This is a genomic window from Acinetobacter sp. UBA3106, from assembly GCA_002365595.1.
GTDB lineage: Bacteria > Pseudomonadota > Gammaproteobacteria > Pseudomonadales > Moraxellaceae > Acinetobacter.
This window is the reverse complement of sequence record DFAM01000016.1, coordinates 298626-299973: the sequence shown is the minus strand read 5'-3', so window position 1 is coordinate 299973 and position 1348 is coordinate 298626. Positions and strand designations below refer to the sequence as shown.

The 1348-nt window shown below is 44.7% G+C and carries 1 protein-coding gene and 1 pseudogene; both read left to right on the top strand.

The genetic code is table 11. The annotated features are described in order from the left end of the window. Positions 1–1009 (top strand): 2,3-bisphosphoglycerate-independent phosphoglycerate mutase (gene gpmI, locus B4C48_RS09365; RefSeq protein ID WP_291355811.1); only part of this gene is annotated, 1009 nt, incomplete at its 5' end. Between the two features lie 26 nt (positions 1010–1035). Beyond that, positions 1036–1348 (top strand): annotated as a pseudogene (locus tag B4C48_RS09360) (S41 family peptidase); the annotation flags it as partial.

The following is a 1348-nucleotide window of genomic DNA, read 5'->3' as shown; positions in this document are numbered from 1 at the left end:
TCAGGGTCGTATTGCGACCATGATTGGCCGTTATTTCGCTATGGACCGTGACAACCGTTGGGATCGTGTTGAACAGGCTTATCGTCTATTGAGCGAAGGTGAAGCCGTACGTACAGCGGCAACAGCGGTAGAAGGCTTAGAACAGGCTTATGCGGCGGATGAGTCTGATGAATTTGTCAAAGCGACCCGTATTGGTGATGTGGCAAAAATCCAGGATGGTGACAGCGTGGTGTTCATGAATTTCCGGGCTGACCGTGCGCGTGAAATCACCAAAGCTTTTGTCGAAAAAGACTTTGCCGGTTTTGAACGTAAAGTGGTTCCAAACTTGTCTAAATTTGTCATGCTTACCCGTTACCAAGCGACCATTGATGCACCTGTGGCCTACATGCCAGAAGCGTTGAAAAACTCGATTGGTGAATACTTATCGGATTTGGGTAAAACACAGCTGCGTATTGCGGAAACAGAAAAATATGCGCATGTGACCTTCTTCTTTAGTGGTGGTCGTGAAGATGAATACCCGGGTGAAAAACGCATTCTGATTCCATCACCAAATGTTGCGACTTATGATCTTAAGCCTGAAATGAGCGCTTATGAAGTGACCGATGAACTGGTTGCTGCAATTAATTCAGGTGAATATGACTTGTTGGTGGTGAACTTTGCCAATGGTGATATGGTCGGTCATACTGGTGTATTCGATGCAGCAGTAAAAGCTGTTGAAGCAGTGGATACTTGCTTGGGCCGGGTATATGAAGCAGTTATGGCGCAAAAAGGCCATATGCTGATCACCGCCGATCATGGTAATGTAGAGCAAATGCAGGACTATCACAGTGGTCAGGTGCATACTCAACATACCACTGAACTGGTGCCGTTTATTTATGTTGGCCCGACTTCTGCCACCATTGCTGAAGGCGGTGTGCTTGCAGACGTTGCTCCAACATTGTTGAACCTCATGCAAATTCCTGTACCTGCAGAAATGAAAGGTCGTAATTTGATTACTTTAAAATCATAAAAATTTTCGTATAAACAGGTGGTTGGATGGCTTTACAGCGCTGGAAAAAGGTTGTCATTTTAACCACGTTATTGATGTGTGTGAGCCATTCCGCTCTTGCTGCGACGAAAGCCAAAAGCCAGCCTGTTTTAGATTTTGATGATGAAGCTGAACAGAATTATGCTGAGGTTCCGGTGGAATCGATTCAGCAATTTGTGCAGATTTATAGCATTGTCAAAGAAAATTATGTCGATGCCAAAAATGATGAAGCCTTATTTCAACAGGCGATTAAAGGTCTGGTCAGCGGACTGGACCGTTATTCTCGTTATTTAAGTCCAGAAGAGTATAAGCAGCTCTTGC